The sequence below is a fragment of the Paenibacillus sp. 2KB_22 genome (assembly GCF_052115745.1).
Classification (GTDB): Bacteria; Bacillota; Bacilli; order Paenibacillales; family Paenibacillaceae; genus Paenibacillus.
Genome location: NZ_JBFRHG010000002.1, coordinates 577,688 through 599,202 on the forward strand (window position 1 = coordinate 577,688; position 21,515 = coordinate 599,202).

General features: G+C 45.5%; 25 protein-coding genes. 10 read left to right on the forward strand and 15 right to left on the reverse strand.

The genetic code is table 11. The annotated features are described in order from the left end of the window. Positions 1-260: 260 nt before the first annotated feature. On the forward strand, positions 261-1,307 hold the full coding sequence (locus tag AB4111_RS13480; RefSeq protein ID WP_442032020.1) for a Rieske 2Fe-2S domain-containing protein: 1,047 nt from the start codon (positions 261-263) through the stop codon (positions 1,305-1,307). Between the two features lie 410 nt (positions 1,308-1,717). Here AB4111_RS13480 and AB4111_RS13485 read toward each other — a convergent pair whose 3' ends face one another. Both AB4111_RS13485 and AB4111_RS13490 read right to left on the reverse strand, forming a co-directional pair. Next, positions 1,718-2,551, reverse strand: a complete 834-nt coding sequence (locus AB4111_RS13485) for a cupin domain-containing protein (protein ID WP_442032021.1) — start codon at positions 2,549-2,551, stop codon at positions 1,718-1,720. A gap of 149 nt (positions 2,552-2,700) precedes the next feature. Further along, positions 2,701-3,753, reverse strand: coding sequence for a leucine-rich repeat domain-containing protein (locus AB4111_RS13490; protein WP_442032022.1), 1,053 nt, complete (start codon positions 3,751-3,753; stop codon positions 2,701-2,703). Between the two features lie 107 nt (positions 3,754-3,860). Here AB4111_RS13490 and AB4111_RS13495 point away from each other — a divergent pair, with 107 nt between their 5' ends. Then, complete coding sequence (locus tag AB4111_RS13495) at positions 3,861-4,190, forward strand: hypothetical protein (RefSeq protein ID WP_442032023.1); 330 nt, start codon at positions 3,861-3,863, stop codon at positions 4,188-4,190. Between the two features lie 85 nt (positions 4,191-4,275). Here the strand turns inward: AB4111_RS13495 and AB4111_RS13500 are convergent, their stop codons facing one another. Genes AB4111_RS13500 through AB4111_RS13530 form a run of 7 tightly spaced genes read right to left on the reverse strand, consistent with a single transcriptional unit; the run spans position 4,276 to position 9,326 of the window. Further along, positions 4,276-4,887 carry an SMI1/KNR4 family protein gene (locus AB4111_RS13500; protein WP_442032024.1) on the reverse strand — a complete coding sequence of 204 codons (612 nt, stop codon included), beginning with the start codon at positions 4,885-4,887 and terminating at the stop codon, positions 4,276-4,278. Further along, on the reverse strand, positions 4,887-5,330 hold the full coding sequence (locus AB4111_RS13505; RefSeq protein ID WP_091017856.1) for a hypothetical protein: 444 nt from the start codon (positions 5,328-5,330) through the stop codon (positions 4,887-4,889). The genes AB4111_RS13500 and AB4111_RS13505 overlap by 1 nt, the downstream gene beginning before the upstream one ends. A 32-nt stretch (positions 5,331-5,362) precedes the next feature. Beyond that, entirely contained in the window at positions 5,363-6,664 is a 1,302-nt protein-coding gene (locus AB4111_RS13510) for a hypothetical protein (RefSeq protein WP_442032025.1), read from the reverse strand. 20 nt (positions 6,665-6,684) lie between these two features. Beyond that, the gene (locus tag AB4111_RS13515) at positions 6,685-7,419 is read right to left on the reverse strand and encodes an SMI1/KNR4 family protein (protein ID WP_442032026.1); all 735 of its coding nucleotides are present in this window, start codon (positions 7,417-7,419) and stop codon (positions 6,685-6,687) included. Between the two features lie 44 nt (positions 7,420-7,463). Then, positions 7,464-8,024 carry a hypothetical protein gene (locus AB4111_RS13520; RefSeq protein WP_442032027.1) on the reverse strand — a complete coding sequence of 187 codons (561 nt, stop codon included), beginning with the start codon at positions 8,022-8,024 and terminating at the stop codon, positions 7,464-7,466. After that, positions 8,021-8,671 carry a hypothetical protein gene (locus AB4111_RS13525; protein ID WP_442032028.1) on the reverse strand — a complete coding sequence of 217 codons (651 nt, stop codon included), beginning with the start codon at positions 8,669-8,671 and terminating at the stop codon, positions 8,021-8,023. Before AB4111_RS13525 ends, AB4111_RS13520 begins: the two co-directional genes overlap by 4 nt. A 46-nt stretch (positions 8,672-8,717) precedes the next feature. Next, positions 8,718-9,326: a hypothetical protein gene (locus AB4111_RS13530; RefSeq protein WP_442032029.1), complete on the reverse strand. Its 609-nt coding sequence runs from the start codon at positions 9,324-9,326 to the stop codon at positions 8,718-8,720. Between the two features lie 279 nt (positions 9,327-9,605). Here AB4111_RS13530 and AB4111_RS13535 point away from each other — a divergent pair, with 279 nt between their 5' ends. Both AB4111_RS13535 and AB4111_RS13540 read left to right on the forward strand, forming a co-directional pair. Continuing rightward, positions 9,606-10,595, forward strand: a complete 990-nt coding sequence (locus AB4111_RS13535; RefSeq protein WP_442032030.1) for a multicopper oxidase domain-containing protein — start codon at positions 9,606-9,608, stop codon at positions 10,593-10,595. Continuing rightward, entirely contained in the window at positions 10,570-11,355 is a 786-nt protein-coding gene (locus AB4111_RS13540; RefSeq protein WP_442032031.1) for a Crp/Fnr family transcriptional regulator, read from the forward strand. The genes AB4111_RS13535 and AB4111_RS13540 overlap by 26 nt, the downstream gene beginning before the upstream one ends. Before the next feature lie 104 nt (positions 11,356-11,459). Here the strand turns inward: AB4111_RS13540 and AB4111_RS13545 are convergent, their stop codons facing one another. Continuing rightward, entirely contained in the window at positions 11,460-12,182 is a 723-nt protein-coding gene (locus AB4111_RS13545) for a ZIP family metal transporter (RefSeq protein WP_339234968.1), read from the reverse strand. Positions 12,183-12,367: 185 nt separating this feature from the next. On the opposite strand from AB4111_RS13545, the gene AB4111_RS13550 reads away from it, so the two are divergent. From AB4111_RS13550 to AB4111_RS13575, 6 genes are all read left to right on the forward strand, one after another. Then, entirely contained in the window at positions 12,368-13,069 is a 702-nt protein-coding gene (locus tag AB4111_RS13550) for a Crp/Fnr family transcriptional regulator (protein ID WP_339256045.1), read from the forward strand. A 238-nt stretch (positions 13,070-13,307) separates the two neighbouring features. Then, complete coding sequence (locus tag AB4111_RS13555) at positions 13,308-13,541, forward strand: DUF2249 domain-containing protein (RefSeq protein WP_442032032.1); 234 nt, start codon at positions 13,308-13,310, stop codon at positions 13,539-13,541. A 17-nt stretch (positions 13,542-13,558) separates the two neighbouring features. Beyond that, positions 13,559-13,933 (forward strand): hypothetical protein, encoded by a 375-nt coding sequence (locus AB4111_RS13560; protein WP_442032033.1) that lies wholly within the window; start codon positions 13,559-13,561, stop codon positions 13,931-13,933. Further along, positions 13,920-14,525 (forward strand): DUF2249 domain-containing protein, encoded by a 606-nt coding sequence (locus AB4111_RS13565; protein WP_442032034.1) that lies wholly within the window; start codon positions 13,920-13,922, stop codon positions 14,523-14,525. Before AB4111_RS13560 ends, AB4111_RS13565 begins: the two co-directional genes overlap by 14 nt. Positions 14,526-14,538: 13 nt before the next feature. Beyond that, a complete protein-coding gene (locus tag AB4111_RS13570; RefSeq protein ID WP_442032035.1) occupies positions 14,539-15,771 on the forward strand; it encodes a hypothetical protein in 1,233 nt (410 codons plus the stop codon). Between the two features lie 42 nt (positions 15,772-15,813). Then, positions 15,814-16,101, forward strand: a complete 288-nt coding sequence (locus AB4111_RS13575; RefSeq protein ID WP_442032036.1) for a metal-sulfur cluster assembly factor — start codon at positions 15,814-15,816, stop codon at positions 16,099-16,101. Between the two features lie 264 nt (positions 16,102-16,365). Here AB4111_RS13575 and AB4111_RS13580 read toward each other — a convergent pair whose 3' ends face one another. The 5 genes from AB4111_RS13580 to AB4111_RS13600 form a co-directional block, all read right to left on the reverse strand. Beyond that, positions 16,366-16,707, reverse strand: coding sequence for a cupin domain-containing protein (locus tag AB4111_RS13580; RefSeq protein WP_442032037.1), 342 nt, complete (start codon positions 16,705-16,707; stop codon positions 16,366-16,368). Between the two features lie 142 nt (positions 16,708-16,849). Then, positions 16,850-18,808 (reverse strand): ABC transporter permease, encoded by a 1,959-nt coding sequence (locus AB4111_RS13585; protein ID WP_442032038.1) that lies wholly within the window; start codon positions 18,806-18,808, stop codon positions 16,850-16,852. Beyond that, the gene (locus tag AB4111_RS13590; protein WP_442032039.1) at positions 18,783-19,553 is read right to left on the reverse strand and encodes an ABC transporter ATP-binding protein; all 771 of its coding nucleotides are present in this window, start codon (positions 19,551-19,553) and stop codon (positions 18,783-18,785) included. The genes AB4111_RS13585 and AB4111_RS13590 overlap by 26 nt, the downstream gene beginning before the upstream one ends. A 193-nt stretch (positions 19,554-19,746) precedes the next feature. Continuing rightward, on the reverse strand, positions 19,747-20,745 hold the full coding sequence (locus AB4111_RS13595; RefSeq protein ID WP_442032040.1) for a sensor histidine kinase: 999 nt from the start codon (positions 20,743-20,745) through the stop codon (positions 19,747-19,749). Then, on the reverse strand, positions 20,742-21,455 hold the full coding sequence (locus AB4111_RS13600) for a response regulator transcription factor (protein WP_442032041.1): 714 nt from the start codon (positions 21,453-21,455) through the stop codon (positions 20,742-20,744). Before AB4111_RS13600 ends, AB4111_RS13595 begins: the two co-directional genes overlap by 4 nt. Between the last annotated feature and the right edge of the window lie 60 nt (positions 21,456-21,515).

The window sequence follows — 21,515 nt, forward strand, 5'->3', positions numbered from 1 at the left end:
TCCATATATCCATCCATCAGTTAAAGAAATAACAAACTGAAAGGTTGTTCTCTTTTACTACAAGTAACATCTGACGTAATGTAAGTCCGGAAATTTCCGTGTTCATGTACGGTTTTTGCTGTACTGTTTGTGATTTCAACCAAAAGTAGGTTGGATATATTGATACTTTGACCAAAAGAGTAGTAACATACGTCTAATCAAGTTAACTTTTCTGACATGAAAAGAGAAACGTTATTCATATTGGCAAGGAGTGTTTTACTATGATAACTTCCAACGCAAACCCTAATGTGACGCCCGAATTGCCTAGAGGTTGTACATTCACCGCTGAAGACTGGCATGTATTATCACAATATTGGTATCCAGTAGCACAAGCTACCGAAGTAACAGACAAACCACTTGCTGCTCAATTACTCGATGTGAAGCTGGTTCTTTATCGTAGCAATGATCAGGTTGTCGTAGCCAAGGATCTTTGTTTTCACCGCGGGGCCCCACTCAGCAAAGGCTGGGTAGAAAATGGTGAGATTGTCTGCCCGTATCACGGCTTCCGTTACAATTGTGAAGGTAAATGTACCGCAGTACCTGCACACCCAAGCTCCAAGATCTCGCCTAAGCTCAAACTTATCGTGTATCCGGCAGTTGAACGTTATGGCTTAATCTGGACCACTTTGGCGGGATCGGAAGAACAGATCCCCTCCTTCCCTGGATGGGATGATCCGGATTATATCAATATTTTGCCACCCAACTTTGACATTGCCGGTTCTTCTGGACGACAAATGGAGGGATTCCTCGATGTATCCCATTTTGCCTATGTGCATACGGAAACGTTTGGTGACCGAAACAATACAGAAGTGCCCCAATACAAAGTGAAACGCGAAGGTAATGAGTTACTGGCCGAATATTGGAGTACGGTGAGCAACTATGGCAAAGGGCAAGATCTGGTTGCTCCCGAAGGTTTCCAATGGTTACGTGAGTTTAGGGTGTTCCCGCCTTTTGTGGCTTCTCTGACGGTACATTTCCCAGGTGAAGACAAGCTGAATATTCTAAATTGTGCTTCGCCGATCTCTGCCCGTTATACCCGTCTATTCTGTCCAATCACACGAAACTTTGACAAAGACGCTCCTATTGAAGACACAATCAAGTTCAACTTGCAGGTATTCGAAGAGGACCGCGAGATGGTCGAGTCACAGAAACCGGAGGATCTGCCCCTGGATCTGCATGCCGAGGCCCATATTCCCGCAGACCGTACTTCAATTGCTTATCGTCAATTATTAACGGAAATTGGTTTGGGCCGAAATTACACATCGTAAGTAGATAGTATGAATACTAGGTGTGTCTTCAAATTCAGGTGCTGCGGGTTGTGGCGAATGAGTTGAGAATTTTCTAAGGAACTCAGGACATCTTATTTGGCCTTTAGCTCCTCATCTAAAATTGTAAAGAACAACAGACACCTTATTTCCCAAAATCCCCGATATAAACGCCATCAAACGGCTATTTATTCTGATATAGCGTGTCTCAGATTCTTTAATTTTGGGGCACTCTTCAAATCCTTGATTTAAGACACCTGCGATTCATTAGCGCCTCATTGCATCAGCTTTCGGCAAGTATGAAGACACCCTTAATCAAGAAAAAGAAGCGTCCGCCAAGGAACGCTTCTTTTTCTATACCTAATACAATTGAAGTACCTATGTGCATTAGATAAACCTTGCCTAATAAACAGTCATCTTTCCTCTTGAATATTCGTATTCACAGGAAGCTCTCTATAATACGGGCAACCCGGTTCGTGGATAATACGTGGATCGACCCAAGTACCCCAGTATGGAAGACGGTTTACGTAAGGTTGCATATTGGGCTGAGTATTTGGTGCCATGTTTGGTTGTGCATTTGGTTGCATATTCGGCTGTGTGTTTGGTTGCATGCTGGGTTGTGTGTTTGGTTGCATGTTTGGCTGTACATTAGGCATTACGTAGGGCTGATGATTCACATTCGGAGCACTGTTAGAGACAGGGGCAGTGGAAGTCATACAATCTGCCGGCGGTCCAATGATCACTGTTTTTTGGATGGGAGCCAGCGCTTCTTGAACTTTGTTCTCGTCCAGACAGTACGTATAAGCCAAAAGTTTTGCAGGTGTAAGACGTAAGATGTCTGAGCCAAATATCGCCTCAGGCACAGGAGCATCAAAGATCGCCAGTAAATGCGTATGATCTACAGTAGCCACTTCATAGTGCCACCAGCCTTGAGGTACATTAGCTACCTGCCCTGGTGTAATTGGGAAATGAAGCAACTCGTTCGTGAACGGATTAATGAGTGACACGACTGCCGAACCGCTGATGCAGTATACCAGTTCTGTTGCATTCTGATGAATATGAGGTTCAACCACATTGCCTGTGCTGAGGAAAATATCCAGTAAAGAAGTATTGCCGAGTGTGTTTAACTGGTTGATGGACAGAGAATTAATGTAGTTGTTCTCATCCTTCTTGAATAACGGGTTTTTGCTTAAATCATAAGTAAATTGAGTGCTTGGTAAAGTGTAATCCATGTATGAAGTTGCCAAAATAAAACGCCTGCCCTTCGCTCTCGGTTTAGGTGATAACCTATATGCCAGCTTATGCCCAGCGCCCAGATCCGTGAGCCCATTTCCGCCAAGTTTTTATCGTATAACAAAAGAGCCCTGACTCGGACATCCCGAGCAGGGCTCATTGGCTACATGTTCTTTTTCATTTCCCAGACTTCTTCCCAAGAGGTACCAAATGGAATATTCATTAAGTCTACATACTCCAGCCAGTGCATTCGTTTGACAACATCCGGAGTTCCTTCAATTAGTGCATTCGTCACCAGTAAAGCGCGTAGATTCTTCAGTTTTTCCAATTCAGGAGGGAGTTCACGTATACCAGAATATACAATTTCGAGATACTTCAGCTCACTTAATTCACCAATTTCAGGTGGAATACAATTTAATCCCAATTCAGTTTGTGGTTTGGGCCTCCAACCAGGTTTAGATTCAAAAGGGCTCCCACAATAAATTCTTAACTCTTGAAGATACTTCAGTTTCTTGATCTCAGCCGGAATACGCTCCAAATCAAGCGTTGTAATGACCAATCTTTCCAATGAGGTCAGTTCGAACAGACTTGCAGGGAGCGAGTACAGATTCTGCTCAAAAATCGTCAATTCCTTCAAGTGCTTCAACTCCCGAATTCGTTCGGGAAGTTCACTCAAACCATGTAAGCTGATATCCAGCTTATCAGTCTGATGCCTGATAGCATCGTCTAGAAGGTGATCGATTTTTTTATGACGGTCCAACTCAAAGAACAAACCCGGAATCCTCTCCATAAGTTCACTCGCTTCTTTGTATGTAATCCTCATGCCGTACATATGCTCATGGGCCACTGAGAAGAAATAATCATTCCCGTCTTCCGTCATAAAACAAAGATCGTCCGGCAATAAAGGATAGCACCAATCATGAAAACGATTGGCTTCTTCTTTGAGTACTTGACCCGATTCCGGCGTACAGCGATATGTATAATAGGTGCCTTCTGAATAATAGGCGCCGCTTTTTAACATCATCTCTTCCATCGTAGCACGTTCAACTAAATAGGGCTTCAATCTCTCTAACACACGAACTACTTCGGGTATTTCGCTCTCTTCGTACCTTTGTCTGTCAACCAGCATAAAACGATCTGTCTTCTCGATCAATTCGTCAATCAACAGTTCATAGGCAGTTCCTCTTGGATCGGTGTGAAAAGCTACGGCTACCATAGGTTCCCCCTCATACCTCTAATTCATTATTCTTCAATCTGCTGTATCAACTGAAACCATTGTGGCATAGGCTGATATCATCAATCCAGTTATTGGAGGCTTGTTACATGGCATACGGCCCTGGTTCAGTATCATCCCCGCAACCTGCGGGTTATCCTTACCCTTATTATCCACCCACACCATATCCCTACCCCTACCCTTATCCGTATCCATATCCGCCCATCGTTCCTTTTCCATTACCATATCCGATCGGTGGTCCTTGGTGGCATGGTGGCTATCCCGGCGGTGGTTACCCCGGTGGACACCCTGGTCATTACCCGGGAGGTGGCTATCCCGGCGGACCTCACGGAGGCGGGCACGGCGGGCCGGGTGGTCCAGGTGGACACGGAGGTCCACAAGGCGGCGGGTTTCACGGACATCGTTTCTTTCAGTGGTAATCGAGACTTATGCAAAGTTCAGGTCAGATAAAGGAGCTGCTTCGGCAGCTTCTTTATTTATTGGAATAGTCTAATCGTTCAGGACCTAATATGCGATCTCATCCATCATCTTCAGATTATGGTTCGACATACTGAGAAGATCCGTGAAGGTAGGCGTTAGATAATAGACAAAGTCCGGATCGTGCACGTACATAATAATCTGTCCATACGTCCCTTCCTCCGTTGGATCAAAATCGAGCATCAGATACAGTGAACCTCCCGCGATTGTTGCAAAAGGAATCCATGGTTTATGGAACAGATATGGCTTGATCTCCGGGTCCAACTGGCTGATCTCTTCCGCAGAATAATACTCTTCGAGCTTATCATCTACCTCACAGAAGTATTGTTTGGTCTCTCGAATCTCTTCCAATGACATCAGATAAAATGGCGTACAACGCCCAGCCTCAGCATCACCCGGGTACAGCACATGCAACCCATAGCCACTACCATCTTTGCCTTGGTAAAAGGTACGAAAATCGCCAGGTAGCCTAATTCCATACTCCTTTTCGAATACATCGAGACTTTCTTCGGATGCCCCTTCCCGATGTTGATATTCTTCAAACAATTGGCGAATCTCTTGATCCTGTATTTTCTCATCCAACAAGCGATTCAGCTCGTCAATAAGTACGTTTAATGTTACATTCGATTCCGGTTTCACTAGACCTCCCCTTTCTTAGCTCCGCCATTCTCTTCTTGCACATATTGATGATATTCCCAAAACGCTTCTTCCTCTCCGCCACCTTCGATCAGGATCATGACTGCGTAAGATAACAAATTAAGCCATTGTTCCATCAACACTACTTGCTCGTCCGAGATGAGATTGTTTCTGCGGAGCATGCCCTCGGGTTCAACGGCCCAGGCACGTGCCATATGAGTAATTCCCCAAAGACATGCCATGACTCCCCGATCCAGTGAAGGCTGTGCAAGTTCTGGTGCCAGAACACGTAATATCTTCATCAATTCATGAAAATTCTCCTCAATCAAATGTCCGCGAAAGGGGCGCAGACTGCCAATAAAACCGTTCTCCATCTTGGGATGACTCAGATCATCATAGGAAAAAGCATGACATTTTAATAACATTACAGCCTCTTCACGTTCCATGCCTTCACCCCTAACCAGGTCATAATGCTACCTCACCAGCGCAGAGGTTCTTCTCCACGCCACAATACATACCTCTCCAACTCACGAAGACTGCCTGTACCGATCCCGTACTCGTCCATCTCGTTGGAATGAAGATCGAGCACATGCAACATACCGCCATAGGTACCTACTGCTAGCTTGGACTGCTCAGGGGATACAGCCAGAGAATAGATCGTACTGCCCACAAAATGACGCCATACTTCCTCACCCTCGCCATTCACACAGTACAGGTAACCATAGGCATCTCCAAGCACCATGCCCGCCTCTATTTCCACTGCCGCATACACACGTGCATTCTCATCCATGACTGGCCAGTCTTCCTTCGTTTCGTTACCTTGTATATCTTCCAGCGGAACCTGTATCGTGACCCCATTATAGAAATGACATGCGTTAAACCAGACGCTCTGCTTAGCACTCATGAATGCGGCATAATGAGGGTAACTCGATTCCGGATAGAGGGAATATGTCTTATTCACCTGACGATCCATCACCATATGATTGCTCCCTTGGCTACCATAGGCAATCCATCGGCCATCCCGAGATACAGCAGCATGTCCCATATCTATCTGTGTATCCTCTAGTTCGTACTCTTCAATCTCAGCCAGATCGGGATGAAGCAAGGTCACCTCAGCTTGTGTGACCAGATATATCCCGTATCGTGAATGTATAAGTATTGCTCTGCCTTCATCCATAGAAATAAGTCCCTCTAATGTCCGTTCGGGATGCTCACAGTCCGCAAGCGATTCGATCCGAGGAAAGGAAGATTGTATCCGGGCTTGAATATCCTCCCAACGATATGCTGCCAACTCCTGTCCTTCCAATCTGCGATCAGGCTGACGAATAATACGAATCCCATCCGGTCCTGCAAGCGCATAGTCCAATCCGTCTGATGAGCACCCTGCAAAAGTAAACGAAGAAATCAACTGCCATCCATGTTGATCCATTGTATAGATCTGACCATTCTCCGTGAAGATTCCCGTGTTACATACACACGTTTCTTCGTTCAGATAACCTACAACTTTGACCGCCTGCATGGAAGCCTGAAACGCCTCATTCAGCGGCCACGTTGCTGCGGGCAGCTCACGTCGGAGCACCTCCAAGTCACCGTGGAGATTGGCTTGTCTCACCATATGGAATACTTCAGTACTCATTCCGCTTCTGGAGTCTCCCTCCAACTCGGATTCATCCGGTTGCTCTCCCTGCATACTTCTCTGGACAAATGAATTGACATCCTTTGCATAACGCTTGCCTTCATTGCGCCATTGTTCCGCAATGTCTTCCTTTAACCAACTCATCTGTTCCCCTCCAACCTAACCTATTCATATGCCGTGCAATGATGTGCTTGCAAAAACAGACTGATATCGTTATCTGTGGCCTCTTCAGTACCGTTTTTTTCTTCATAAAACAAGGCAACTTCTCTCCCAGTTGCATAGTTAAAACGTACATATCCGCCCATTGACGCCATAAACAGCTTGCACATGTACTCATTCTCCAACACAGCGTCCCACTCGTATTCCGTTTTACACATCTCTGCCAGTGCCTGCATTGAACTTCCCTGTTCCAGACCTGTAAAGTGGTAAAACGTATGTTTACGCAGCTCATTCCACGGTTCATAGTATGATGGGGCTATCGGTTTATCCTGACGGTAATACCCACAATAGATTCGGTCCAGCGTTTCGCCAAATTCAGTCTCCGAGCATGTCCATAAGGTGATATTTTCATCATGACGCGGTAGCCACAACAGCCCCTCAACTTCCGGATGAACAGCAAGGAAATCTCCATCTACAGAACTGCCGATGGTAATGCACTGCTCAAGTTGATGCTGACTTATAGGCGATTCATCCGTATGTATCCAAAAATCATATTCCACAAAAGGCTTCAACACTTCCGGGTCCGGTCTCTGCACGTTCATCCACCCCGTGTATGTGCCTTCACCGTATTGTTCAATCCAAGCACGATATGACGAAGGTAGCGAGATGGCATATTGTTGTTCAAATTGATTCAGTTCCTCTGCTGGAACCGGCTTAAGTACACAGGATACCATATACATTTTTTGACATCTCCCATCTCAGTTTGGTTCATTCGTTTACAGATCTAAGCCAGTTCTTCCTGTACAATGTCAGTCCATACCCCTTTACGATTCAGAATACGAATGGCAAAGGCATCATATCCATCACGTTTGACCTGATCAAAATGAATGCGCTCTCCCGTAATCAGTTCATATGCACCATTTTCATCTACATCTTCGCCGAACTCTTCATCCCATGGCACATTGTAGTAGGCCGTCAATTCCACCTCAAAGATGTCCTCTCCTTCAACATCCAGATAAGGACGAAGGGGTCTGTCACGTAGTGTTTCTTCCGAATAGGTCTCACATAACATGGCATCATATCCATGCTTGGCGGCATCAATGAGCAGATAACGTTCACCTGTGACAATATGCTCCGCATATACAAGAAGGGGTGTCGAATCATGCCAGGTAATCAGATCATCTTCCGTCAAGTCACCATAATAAAAAATATGGAATTTATCATGACCATCACTCGTTTGAAGTTTGCCTTTCCACTCCACTTCCTCGGACTTAATGTCCTCTTCTATTCTTGTCAAACCTTCCAGATAAGCAGGTCCGTGTTGCACACCATACTCATTCATCATCTCGCCTCCGATTTGTTCATTCGAATGGTCACCACTTTGTGCTCTTCATCCACCGTCAGTTTCACATCGATGTTTAGCTTCTCGCGGAATAACGCCGTAATATTGATATATGGATCGCGGGCAGCTTCGCTACTACCGCCACTGTTACGGCTCATTCCCTGATGAATAATGGATTGTACAAGCTGTTTATCTCCCTTGCCAGTGTTATCGTAGGAGTAAATCACCTGCCCATCCTGATCATACAGATTCAAGACCGTTGAGAAATCATTGGCGTTCTCATACTGTTTCTCGGTCTGTACGTAGTTGTGGTCCGTATGCTGATAGTTTATAGTACCAGCCAGATATGGATTGTCCCCACCGGGCTTCACTTCATATTCCCGATAGGCCAGATTAAACAGATATTGGAGATGACTCATGTCGATCCGGTAATAAAACTGACGGTTATCCTTTTGTTTATCCATCGCTGCAAAACTGTTAATCAGCGGCCAGGCTGCATAGGACTTGCCATTCACATCAACCGCGAGAGCATAGTCAGATAAGACTGTCTGTTTTTGAAATATGCCATAAGTCTGTAAAATAAAATAAGCCGGAATCATCAACATACCCAGAATGATTGCAAAAATAGTTAATTTAAATCGTAGTTTCATGTTTTCTCTCCCTTGCAGCTTTAACGCTTCATCTTCGCTTTCAGTCTCATCCAGTCTTGTGCTGAAGCTTCGACAGTGTACGTACAACCACATCCCTGTTCTTTGCATCCTTAATATAAGCCGGGATACTATGTGAAGCTGTTTTTAAAGGCATATTTCCAGGTTTTTCACGCAGATCTGCGGAAACATAAGCGATGAGATAATTTAAGTGCTCCCGGTTCACTGCCCATATTCTTTTTCCTCTGAACTCATCCAGGAAGTATAGCTCCAACCCGAATACAGGATCTTTTCCTGCACGAATCTCGGAAAAACACCTTCCGTATATCGGCTTGGCATGTAATTCAACCTGATTAACAGAACCACAATGCGGACATTCCAGTTGCGTTACTCGGTGAGACGTCTTCTTCTCGCCTGTGACCTCCACGTTAAACCAACGTTCACATACAGCACAATTCCCCTTGGCGTTATATTGATACACTGGTTCTTCAATAGCTTGAGCGTAACAATCAAAACACTTCCATCCCAGTTGATCTTTCCGCTTTTCAATAGATGCGTTTCCGCCGCATTTTGGACATTTCACAGCCACCCTATCGCCCCGACGAAGTACCGAATAAAAACTGTACTTATACGCACCTTCATCTTCGAAACGTTTCATTCCGTATCCACCCTTCCTTCTGTAACTAAGATATACACAGCCTGAAAATACGTAACATTTACCAATCCATCTCTCTAAAATTATATGTAACTCCGTTCCTCAGCACAAGAATGGAAGCCAGATTGTTGAAAATGGCTCTAATAAGACATACCCAAGTGTGTGCCCCGTCACACCAGCTCCTGCCTCAATAACGTAATCTATAACTAAATAAATACTGGATTGAAAGTATACCTGCTTTTTAGATTGTGAAAAACATCACTTAGCAAAGGTTGTGCACCTATGTTTTCCTACATAAATGTATATAAATGGTCACTCGTATTCGCCATATTCACTGCAACTCTCTCTCACTGTAGTTCCACCGATACGATTAAACCTGTTCACAACGATGAAGTCTCCTCCTCTGCGGCCAGTCAACCCCCGGTGGACCCAATCATTCGCAGAGAAGGAACTACGGTATATATTGAAATGACGGCTCAGGTTACAGACATCGAAATCTCCGAAGGTGTGATCTACAACGCTTGGACATTTAATGGTACCGTACCCGGACCCGTCCTGCGAGTGACCGAGGGGGATACCTTGGTGTTCACGTTGAAAAATAAAGATTCCAGCTTGCCTCACTCCATGGATTTTCACGCGGTACATGCTGCTCCCAGCAGCAAATTTATTGATGTTATGCCAGGCGAGGAAGGCACGTTCACCTATCCAACCTCCTCACCCGGTGTATTCATGTATCACTGTGGAACCAAACCAGTTCTAGCCCATATTGCGAACGGCATGTACGGCATGATTATTGTGGAGCCCAAGGCTGGATACCCTTCCGATCACTTGGTTGATCGTGAGTATACCTTAGTTCAGAGTGAATGGTATAAAGAGCATGATTACGAAGCTTTTTTGAATGAAAAACCTGAACATGTCGTATTTAACGGCAATGATTATGGATTGACCAAGCACCCCCTGCTAGCCAAAGTTGGTGATACCGTGCGGATCTATGTCAGCAATGCCGGACCCAATGAAGTCTCATCCTTCCACGTTGTAGGTACAATTATGGACCGTGTATATAACGATGGGAATCCACGCAATATCCAGTATGGAATACAGACGATTATGCTTCCTGCAAGTGGTGGAGCTGTCGTCGAGTTTACCGTGACCGAAGAAGGCGATTATGCAATCGTAACCCACCAGTTCAACCATGTAGCCAAAGGAGCTACCGCTGTTCTGCGTGTGACCAAGGATGGTAAAGATCATGGTGGATTCGCCATGTCTCACTAAAGACATAACAATAGATCATGGCTATACCCATCCTGAACAATTTCGAGGTGATTATATGATGATCTGTGCGCACGAAGCGAAGGATACCTGTTTCTCCAAAGTATCTCTGTTCCAGCATCTGGATGAATCCGAAGCTGCATTGCTGAGCTCCCTTCTGCATACCCGCCGTTATAAAAAAGGTGAGATGGTTGTCCAGGAGGGCGAACGCTCAGATACGCTTTATGTGATTCATCAGGGATGTGTGAAGTTATCCAAATATAATGAAAATGGCAAAGAACATATTATCCGGTTTCTGTTTCCTGGAGATTTCTTCGGACAAGATTCCCTGTTACACCAAAAACCACATGCCGCGAACGCCGAAGTTCTGGAGCCTTCAGCCATCTGCTCCATCGGCAAGCATGATTTTGACCAGTTACTTGAACATGATCCAAAGCTTGCTTATCATTTCCTGCTTGCCATTTCCAATCTTCTGCGTGAAACCGATGAATGGAACAGCTCGCTTAGTGCCATGACAACGGAACAGAAGATTGCCAAGCTGCTTCTGTTCTTCCACAACCGAAATCATGCAAGGCATGAGATCCGCTTGCCTGTTTTCAAAAAAGACATGGCTCTATTACTTGGTATCACACCAGAGACGCTTAGTCGTAAACTCACCATGATGCAAACGCAGGGACTTCTTCAGGTTACAGGGAACTGTATTCTTATTCTTCAATTGGAACAGCTCAGGGAAAGAATTGAACCGCCAGCGTTAAGCCAATGAGCGTGGTAAGGAAGCTTGCAGGTACGAGCAGTCTGTGTATGCCAAAAAAAAGTATCCGAACAGAAAAGCTTCTGTTCGGATACTCTTTCGTATGGTCCTGTTATTCAGATATCCAACAACAGCGACACAAGCAGTCCCATGGATGCAATCAATCCCACTACAGGTCCGCCCTCTTCAAAGGCTTCCGGCATCATTGTCGAGCAGATCATGGCAATGATTCCGCCGCCTGCAAATGCACCAATCGCTGCACCCATCTCTTTGGGAAGCTGCTCCAGAAACAGATAGCCTCCCAGTGCTGCAAGAGCAGAGATCAGCAGGACGCTCAGCCACATCAGCATGATTTTACCACGACTGTACTTGCCCTGTAGCCCAACCGTACTGGACAGACCTTCAGGGATATTGCTGACAAAGATCGATACCACCAGGACTACACTGACACCGTTGCCAGCCAGCAAGCTGGCTCCAAGCATGATGGATTCCGGGATCGCATCCATTACCGTTCCTGCAAAGATGCCAAGGCCGCTTTGATTGGAATCTCCCGACTTTGCCGAACGTTTACGCCCTGCCCCTCCCTTTGCAGAAACGAGCAGGTCAAACAGCGTATACACAACAGCCCCCGCCGTAAATCCAATGGCTGTGGGTATAATACCTCCATCATTCAGCGCATCTCCGAGAAGTTCAAAGGTTGCTGCACCAATTAATGTTCCTGTTCCAAATGCCATGATCCAGCCAATGATTCGTTTGGGAATCTTCACAAACAATGCTGCGAGTGCGCCAATGACTACCGCTGAGGCAGAGATGCCGCCCCACATGAATGCAGTCCACATCCGGGTCGACCCCTCTCTTGTTCAATCATATTCTATCTTCTATCATTCCATTAACCCTGGTTGAGCAATCAAAAACAGTGATGTGGCTTTACGGTGATCTATGTCACCTGATGTGTTTAAAAATCACGCTATGATAAAATGATGTCGTAGTTCCAGAAATATGAGCACAGAGAGGAGAGATTCTCATGAGCAGGGTAAACAAAGATACAACAGCGGAGTTTCTACAACAGTTCCCCATCTTCCAGGATCTTAGCCCCGAGGAATTAAAGCAAGTGGAAGACATAGCCATCTCCAGAAGCATTCAGAAGAAATCAGTTATTTTCAGCGAAGGAAGCGAAAAAGAAGCTGTTTTTTTCATACGTACCGGCATTGTAAAGGCTTATAAAACGGATGAAAACGGCCATGAACAGATCGTCTCTTTCCTTAAAACAGGAGATATGTTCCCACATACCGGTTTTTTTAACGCGCACCCCTACCCGGCTACAGCAGAAGCAATTACTCCTACCGAACTACTGGCCATACCTGTGCGGCTTTTCGAAAGATTAATGTTGAGTACACCCTCCATTGCGATCAAAATTATGCGTGTGCTCGGTGATAAAATACGAGAATTGCAGGATAAGTTGCAGGTGCTCTCTGGTCAGGATGTACGCAATCGTGTGCTCTCCTTCCTTCTTATGCTCGCAGAGCAGCACGGACACAAACATGAAGAACATATTGTCATCAATCTGCCCATGACACATCAGGAGTTTGCCAATTCCATTGGTACAACAAGGGAAACAGCAAATCGGCTTTTGAACCAGCTTACAAAAGAGAATCTGCTCGAAGTGGATCGCAACCGGATTATCATTCATGATTTGCAAGCTTTGAAGCAGCAAAGGGATACTTGATCTCCCTGCACCCAGGCTACTTTGTTTTTGACCCACACTCTAACAATAAAACTGTGTTTACACAAAACGACCTTAGCGCCCGTAACCCACGTTAAGGTCTCTTTGCGTATGCAGAATTCAGTCATATAAGGCGAGACAATGACATTACAAATATGTGAGCAGGCTCACACAGACCCCTCTTCACATTTTCTATAATCAAATTGCAACACCACACTATCCCTAATTGGAGGAATGACACATGAACACATACACAGCAACCATTAATGCCACGGAGTATGCACCGCATTTGAAACATAAAGTGATTTTCGAAACGTTTGATCAGCTGCAACCACAGGAATCCATGCTGCTCATTAACGATCACGATCCAAAGCCACTTCGATTCCAGTTCCAGTCCACACATCCGGATGGTTTCAACTGGGAATATATTGAGCAGGGCCCTACAACCTTCCAGGTCAAAATCAGCAAACTATAGATTGGAGCTGAACCGCTATGGCGGACGTTGAAATCCTTGACGATACTACACTTCGCATCACGCTACGGCTGGAAGATGCCATAACCATGGTGCAGATGGCACAGCGTGAACAGGCCGAATATGCCCAAGAGATTATTACCATTTACGAAAAAATGTCAGTGTTCGAATATACTCATTTCTGTTTTTACGCCTATGACAGTGCAAGACTATTTGAACAGGTGCTTGGCATGGACCCGAAAGCTTATCTCTCCTTCTCCCTCGATGCGCCAGAGTCATTCTTCTATGCGCTGTACGGTGGAATGGCCGCCCTGTATGAATCATCTCTGCAGTTGGTAAAGCAGGCGGATGTAGCTGGAGCAGGATTGGATGTGAACGCACATGTATCCATCTGATGTTCATGTTGTTGAATTGGATGTGCGTCCTCATCTGAGTAACAAGCTGGAGCCGTTTCAGCTGATTATGGACACAGTCAAAGGCCTTCAGCGTGACGATGTGTTTGTACTACACGCTCCATTCAAGCCAACACCTCTGCTCGGTATTCTCAAGCTGAAAGGATACTCCAGCACATCGGAACGAAAGGCTTCAGATCACTGGGTCACCAAGTTTGTGCACAAAAAAAATAAAACCGGTGCAAAGGCAATTTCTGCAATGGTTTTATCTGGATCAGAAGTTAATTCAGAACCCGATTCAGATGAAGAATCAGCTTCATGCCATGGACATCCAGAGGAGCAACCTGCTGCATTTAAAAACCTTGAATCTCTACAGGCTCCCACCGTTATACTGGACAATCGCGGATTGGAACCGCCACAGCCCATGGTGCGAACACTCGCAGCTCTGGATCGTTGCAAGTCTGGGGAAATCGTGCTGATCCACAATGACCGTGTACCTGTATTCCTGATTGAAGAGTTGAACAATCTCGGTTGCACCTACACGGTTGAAGATCAAACCGATGGCACAGCCAAAGTGAGAATTGAAAAAGGGTAAGGAGGCGAAAGCCATGTCCAGGTTGCCGTTTCTTTTTATCATCTCGGGCATCTTTGGATTTGTAATGTATCATGCCTTCTCCCTACTCTCGCTGACAGGCTGGCTTGGTGATGAACTCAGAGGACCCGAAGGCTGGTTTCATGCTCATTTGTTTGTGCTTGGGTGGGCAACGATGCTGGCCATGGGAGCGGTATATCAGTTGATACATGTTATTTTGCAATCCAATATCTACAGTCTGTTTCTCGGTTATTGTCATTATTTCTTGTTCAGTATCGGTATCGTGGGCATGTTATATGGCTTCATTCATGCTGATGTCATCTGGATTGCCGGTTCTGCTGCACTCGTGCTCTCGGGCATTCTGTTGTTCGGATGGAATATGGCCGTTACCCTCTTCCGGGCCTCACAGTGGAACCCGGTAACGATCAGCGCAGCTTGTTCCTGTCTTTATCTGGTTCTTACCGGGCTGTCCGGTATGCTGATGGGTCTGAATTTTGCCTTTGGTGATTGGAATGGCTTGCATGAACGCTTGTTCGGCGCACACATCTGGATGGGTACACTCGGCTGGTTTGGCATGTTAATTACCGGTTTCAGTTACAAAATGCTGCCCATGTTCTACCTGTCCCACAATTATTCCATTCGATTACAGAAAGTGGTCCTGGTTCTGTGGAACGCAGCTGTTATCACAGGCGTTGTTGCATTTCTCACTGGGCTCAAGGGAGGTTGGCTCTGGTTCGCGCTACTTCTCCTTACCGCAGCGTTACTCGTCTATGTGTATCACTTGGAGCAAATTCAGGAGAAACGACACAAAAGCAACCCAGGTCCAGGCATTCGCTGGTCTGTGTATGTAAGCCGTGCATTTGCCGCATATGCTGTCGCCCTACTGATCTATTCCGCACAAGGGACTGAACTGCTGCTCCATCCACGTGTTGTTCTGCTGTCTGGATGGATATATCTCGGGGGCTGGGTGTCTCTCACCATACTTGGCTATGCCTCCAAAATCGTGCCTTTTCTGTGGTGGACCCACAAATATGGCAAGCAGGCAGGCAGACCCGGAACACCGCTGATGGCAGGTATGCTAAGTGAACGGAACGTCCATTGGGGGATGATAGCCATGGTGGCTGGAAGCCTGCTGCTTGTGAGTGGAATTCTGATTAATCTGGCGGAGGTCATGATGGTTGGTGGAACGATTTTGTCTCTTGTTTCCATCATTTATATCGCAAATATTGCTTTGGTATTCAGACGTTAAAATTATGAAATCGATCGGAGCGTGGAAAAGGTGGAACAAACGATGCATTTACTCGAATGTCTCAAGGAAGTGTATGACCCTGAATTAGGTGTCAACATCGTTGACCTGGGTCTGGTATATGAAGTAAGGGAAGAACCTGAACGGGTACATGTACGGATGACGCTGACTACACCAGGTTGTCCGCTGCACGATACCATCGTTGGTGCGGTGAAATGGGTTTTACAGGAAAATACGAACAAGACTAATATTGACGTTCAAGTCGTGTGGGAGCCACAGTGGTCTCCACAGCGGATGTCGAATGAAGCCAAGGAAATGCTGGGATACTTCTAGGCCGAATGACTATAGACCGGATGAATGAACAAGTTGTTGACGGAATATGAAAAAGCATACCTGACATCTGATGTTCTCTCAGACCTAGGTATGCTTTTTGTTTTGCGAAGGATTGCTTGCACTTGATCGTCTCCTACGAAATGGCTTGTCGGACACATGCAGTGAATTTTGGATAAAAAATAAATAAGGAAACTCCAGAATAGAGTTCCCTCTTATATTCGTGCCAATCAGTGAATCATTGTATCAATTCCTTGATAATAGCTCTTAGATGTCCTTTGCATACGATGCTGCTGGTACTTTATTTAACACCACGAACAAACGAACTTCCTGTTCTCCTGTATTACGGAATGCGAACTCTACCTCGCCGCCGCAATGGATTACATCCTCTTGGTTCACCTCTTGTTCTTTTCCATCCAATATAAGTGTGCCTGTGCCTTCGACCACCAGCAAAATAACGTCTGTGCCCGGATGTTTATGATCGGGAAGCTGCTGACCTGGCAGAAAATGAAGGACAAAGGTAACTCCACCACCCTGCTGGAATAAAACTCGTTTCGTAAAACGGTCCTCACTGAATGCTTTGACTTCTTGCAGTGACGTAATACTCATCATCATCGTCCTCCTCGATACTGTAATCTGTGAATACATTCATCTTATCGCAAGAAAGCCCGCAGTTCCTTGATCTGAATCAAGAAATGCAGGCAATGAAGAGACCACGAGCGTATCTTATAATCATTCGTTTCCTGGATGACTAAACCATCATTTTGCGCAGAGAAGATATATATCTGGAACGAATAACAAAGAAATAAAACGTCTGTGCAAGTAGAAACGCACCAAATACAGTCAACACCGGAATCGTATAGTGGGTAATACCGAATTCAGACAGGAATGGCTTAACCACGACCAACGTTTCAATGATAGCTACCCCGATCGGTAAAAAGAACAGAATGGCAATCTGAACGGTGGATGATCGTTTCATCTCGTCGAAACTGAGACCCATTTTCGAAAGAGAGTGAACCATTTTCCCATCTGCTTCAAGATCGGTATGCAGTCTGAAATACAGAAAGCTTGCCGAAGAGATGGAGAAGATCAATCCGATAAATATGCCCAGAAAGGTAAAAAGTGCTGTACCCTGTCTGTATCTTTCAAAATCTCCATATCGAGTGGTGAGAAATCCGGAGTAATTCTCATCCGAAGCATTATCGCTTCGAATGGTATCTGCGGACGAAAGTAACTGATCGCTAACCATGGCTTCCGAGGAGTGGCGGTCAGGTACCGCATGACCCCAGGCAGGAATCTGATACAGAACTTTGCCAGATAATCTATTTTCATGGATCTGTTGTGTGATCTCTTCAAACTTCTCATCCGGTAGGACAACTACACCTGTTGAATAGATCAAGGTTGCAAACCGTGTCTCGACATCCGTGGCTGTAACTCTTGCTTGCATGGGGCCAGCTTCCAGATTCAAGGTCAAAGTGTCTCCTTCCGCATAATTGCGAAACCTGTTGCGATCGATCTGAGCCTGATCCTTCTCATTACGCGAATCTACGAATAATGCTGCACCTGAATCCAATTGGAATGTCTTTTTTCCTTGGATCGCATTGAATCGGTTGTAATGACTGAGTGGCATGACTGAGACAGCACTCTGATCTGCATCAGACCAGAAGTACTCCAGATACACTTGCTGATAATCCAAGCCTGCGGCTTCAAGTGTCGAATCAATAGCGCTCATATCCATTTGATCCGATGGTGTGTACACATTGTATATGACTGGAAAATCGTTGTTGGTAAACTGCTCCCGATTCTCCTGATCCAGTGACAAAATTACAACTGCACTCATCGAAGCAATCGCAATGACCACGGTCACCATAAACAGCATGCGAGCATTATCCTTCATTTTGTAACTCATCTCTGAGATCCATAACAGACGAGTACCATGCCATACCGTTTTACGATTACGCTTCAATAAGTGGATGATGAGCACTGAAAGTTGTGAGTAGAAAAAATACGTCCCCGCGATGCCTGTCACTGCTGCAAGCAAGATCGTCCCGCCACTCAATTCACTGCGGAGTGCCACAAATCCGACTGTAAGTAAGGCAAAACCCAGAATCGAGAAGAACCATGAAGCTTTGGGTTCTTTTTTAGGTTTGCTGGTCCCTGTCAAAAGCTCTAACGTCCGTTTGTTTCCGATAAATACCAATGTGAAGAGTGAAATGCAGAAAAATAATAACAGAAAGGCCCCGATCGTAATCAGAATCGCTTTCACCGGAAAATAAAAGGGCAGATCTTCCATCCCGATAAAACGAGTAGTTAACATCAGGAACAGCTTCGACAACAACATGCCTCCGCCGATACCGGCAATAATGGAAAGACAGCCGATCAACATATTTTCCAATATGACCAATTTCCGAATCTGTCCAGGCTCCGCACCAAGTATGGTTAGAATGCCAAACTCCTTGTTCCGTGATTTGAGAAAAGCACTGATGGAATACATGACAAAGAAAAATGCAAACACATATACAATGATCGAAGCCACCTGCATCCCCGTAGCAGTTGTGTCACCCATCGGCAACTCGGTCACATACGGATGATAGATGAACACTGCATAAGCGAAGAAAATCATGACCATAAACACACTGCTTAGAAAAAAAGCAATATACGCTCGCCCATTGCGGCGAATGTTATTAAACGCGAACTGAGGAAAGCTCATGTGAATTCCCTCCCCAGAAGGATAAGGTATCGATGATCCGCTGGAAAAACGTCTGTCGATTATCTCCGCGGTGTACCTCCGCTGCCAGTTTCCCGTCCTTGATGAACACAATTCGGTTGCAATAACTTGCAGCAAGGGGATCATGTGTAACCAGCATAATGGTCGTTTTCTCCTGTTGATTAATCTGTTCAAGCGACTCCATGACGGCCTGAGATGAAGTGGAATCCAATGCGCCCGTAGGTTCATCCGCCAATACAATTGAAGGCATATTGATCATGGATCTCGCAATGGCTGTGCGCTGTCGCTGACCGCCCGAGATTTCGTACACTCGTTTATCCTGAATATGATCAATCCCAAGCTTGGATGTAATGCGATGTAGTCTACTCTCCATCTCCTTCAGTTTGACCTTGTCCAGTGTCAATGGAAGTACAATATTCTCGGCAACCGTCAGCGTGTCCAACAGATTGAAATCCTGAAAGACAAACCCGAGTTCCCGACGCCGGAACATGGCAAGTTCTTTCTTTTTCATATCAAACGGGTTCATACCATTAATCAGCACCTTGCCTGAGCTGGGTTCATCAATGGTAGAGACCATGTTTAACAATGTAGTTTTGCCACTGCCGGACGGGCCCATAATGCCCACAAACTCACCTTGTTTGATTGTCAGATGAATATCACTAAGGGCTTGAGTCTGCACTTTGCCCTGATATACTTTGCTCAGTCCCGATACTTGTAACATTTCCATGTGTATTCCCCTCCGAATCTATTACTCTTTATATGTTAATCCTATTCTTATCCTAACTGACCTTCCGTAACGGTGCTATCGAATTACCTTAAACTTGCCTTACATCCCGTTTAAGGTTCTGTTCCCCTACCTCCATAACTTTGGGTATCTACATAAAAAAGCACCTCACCCATGGTTACGGGCAAAGCGCTCTTTACTGCGGAACTTTCGTATGAACCCAGCTGAATCTAACCAATGTTCCCTTATTCAGCTCCGAAAACAACTCTACCCGGTTATCCAGGCGTGCACTGATCTCACGAACCAGATATAATCCCATTCCCGTAGATTCATGGTATTGCCTGCCACGTTCACCTGTAAAATAGGGATTGAACACGCGATGAATATCCTCTGACGAGATGCCGATTCCCTCATCCTGAATATCCAGGATTGTACGCTCTTCCTGTTTATAGCCGGTAATGATCACTTTTTTGCCTGATTTGCTATCGGAATAGTTCACCGCATTGGTCAGGATCTGGGTGAACATGAACCGCAGCCACTTGGAATCACTGTAGATCTTAAGATCTTCCTCCATACGGATATCCGGCTTAATACCTCTGCGTATAAACAAACGTCGGTTCTCTGCAATGCTGCTCCGAAGTACCTCTTGCAGAGACAGCAGCTCCACACGAAAATCTCCTTCGAACTGTTCAAGCCGGGATGAATGTAAGACCATTTCAAGTCCTTTACGCATTTTATCCAGCTCATCCTGAATGCTGCCAGCCGTCTCGTCTTCCACGTCTTCCAAGGTCAGTTGGATAATAGACAACGGTGTCTTCATCTGATGAACCCAGCGATTCATGAATACCACCTGCTGTTCCTTGCTAGTACGTAACTGACCAATCTCGTTCTGCCGATTACGCTCCAGTTCGTGTAACAATTCCTGGATAGCCTCAGCTACAACCGAATTTCCAAGGGTCTGAAAAGGCTCGTTGACCCATTTACGTGGTTGTTGAAGTAGATGATAATACGCTCGTAGCTGGAAGTAACGTATGACGAGATAGACCATCAGCACCACGGTACTGATCATCATGCCATAGAGGATAATTTTCATCGGGCGATCTTCACCAGAGAGCCAATATACACACGGAACAAGCAGCATCTGCAATACATAAAATCCAACTAACATCTGGTGGTCTTTCAGGAAAAGTTTCATTTCCCTTGTCCTTGTGCAGAAGGGCCCAGATCCAACACGCGATAACCCGCTCCGCGAACCGTCTCCAAGATCTCTTCTGCACCCAGTTCCTTCAACTTCCGACGAACACGTGTAATATAGACATTCAATGTATTATCATCAATAAAATGCTGATCTTCCCACATCTGTTCAAGTAATTTTTCCCGGCTGACCACTCGCCCTGCCTTCGCCATCAGTGCTTCCACCAGTATCGCTTCCTTCTGAGTCAGCTCTGTTGAGCGTTCATCATATTCCAATATGAATCTCTCAGGATAAAGAATCATGGGACCGTTATTCACTTTCACTTCCTGCTGCACAGCAGCGTAGGAACCATAGGCTCTTCGCAGCTGACTGCGGACTTTGGCAAGCACAACTTCATATTGAAAAGGTTTTGTAATATAATCATCCGCTCCATGCTCCAATGCCATAATCTGATCCATGCCGCTATCCCGAGCGGATATGAATAGAATGGGACATATGGAATGTGTACGTATCTGCCTGCACCAATAATAACCATCATATTGAGGCAAGTTCACATCCATCAGCACTAGATCCGGTTCCATCTTCACGAATTCATCCAATACATGACGAAAATCACCGGTGACCTGTACCTGGAATCCATTTCGGCTAAGATAAGCCGCCAGCAATCCTGCAAGCTTGGCATCATCTTCAACCAACAATATCGACTGCATCGTTAACCCTCTTTCCGTTTCCTGACGTCAGTGTATCACATCTAGTTACCCATTTTAGTT